The organism is Candidatus Symbiopectobacterium sp., from assembly GCF_020054415.1.
GTDB lineage: Bacteria > Pseudomonadota > Gammaproteobacteria > Enterobacterales > Enterobacteriaceae > Symbiopectobacterium.
This window is the reverse complement of sequence record NZ_JAHWCO010000567.1, coordinates 1-1282: the sequence shown is the minus strand read 5'-3', so window position 1 is coordinate 1282 and position 1282 is coordinate 1. Positions and strand designations below refer to the sequence as shown.

Genomic DNA, 1282 nt, shown 5'->3' with positions numbered 1-1282 from the left:
CTGACGACGGTAACGCTGATGGCCACTTTTGCCATAACCGTGTTTTTTCACAGGAGATGTCTGTTCACAAAACGGGCATCTTACATCAACTTTAGCCACTGTATTCCACATCCAAAACCGGACATTTCACACTGCAATCAAGATATTGAATACAAAACCTATTTTTGCAGTACTACTCTCCTTTGCAGCCTTTGGAATAAAAGGTTGTGATCGCGTTGAGCCGGGTAATGTTGGCATCAAAGTTAATAAGCTGGGCGATGATAAAGGCGTGGGTGAGGTTGTTGGTGTGGGCCGCTACTGGACTGGCTGGAATACCGAAATATATATCTTCCCAACCTTCAAGCAAATGAAAATCTACGACCACGATTTCAGTTTCCAGATGAGCGACGGCACGACCATTGCTTATCTCATTGGTGTGGCTTACAAGGTTGACCCAACCAAAGTAACAACCGTTTTCCAGACATACCGCAAGGGTGTTGAGGATATTACTGATACCGATCTTCGCCAAAAGATAGCCGACGCGCTTAACCGTCTGGCCAGCCGTATGAGCACGGATAAATTTATCGATGGTGGAAAGGCTGACCTGTTAGCCAGCGCCCTGAAAGAAATTCAGGACGATATGGAGCCTATCGGTATTCAGGTTATCAGTCTGTCCTATGTCGGTAAGCCGGAATACCCGCCAACGGTAATAGACAGTATCAACGCCAAAGTCACCGCGAACCAGAAAACCCTGCAACGTGAGCAAGAGGTAAAACCGCGAGAAGCAGAAGCCAACATGCTACGAGCAGAGGCTGATGGTCAGGCTGACACCAAAATGACGCTGGCTAAAGCGGAGGCAGAGTCAATCCGAATCCGTGGTCAGGCGCTTCACGAAAACCCAGAGTTTCTCCAGCTCGAGGCAATCAATAAGTGGAGCGGCACATTATCCCAATACATGACCAGCGGTGCCGGAACACCGTTTATTCAAGTTAAGTAAATCTACTACCCGGTCACGCGCCGGGTGTTTTGCAAAGAGAGCCCCTCTTCGCAAAACATATGCGAGGAAAACTATGTCTGAAACCATTCTCTGGGGAGACCTGGAAACCTATAGCGAAATCCCGATAAAAAATGGGGTACATGCATATGCTGAGGGTGTAGAAGTGATGGGCTTTGTTGAATAATAGGTAATCATGCTGTTTTTCCATGCCAGTTTTGGTTGAAAATGCTTGTCATCTCAGGTGTACACTTTTCTCATGAGGCCTAACTGCATGATTTTACGTTGCGAGGATCCGTCGTTTCACTG

General features: G+C 47.2%; 2 protein-coding genes. One reads left to right on the top strand and one right to left on the bottom strand.

Annotated features, from left to right (window positions below; translation table 11 throughout):
• Window positions 1-99 (bottom strand): IS1 family transposase (locus tag QZ506_RS16560; protein ID WP_367272947.1); only part of this gene is annotated, 99 nt, incomplete at its 3' end.
• 61 nt (window positions 100-160) lie between these two features.
• Between QZ506_RS16560 and QZ506_RS16555 the strand changes: the two genes are divergently transcribed.
• On the top strand, window positions 161-976 hold the full coding sequence (locus QZ506_RS16555; protein WP_291972570.1) for an SPFH domain-containing protein: 816 nt from the start codon (window positions 161-163) through the stop codon (window positions 974-976).
• Window positions 977-1282: the final 306 nt, after the last annotated feature.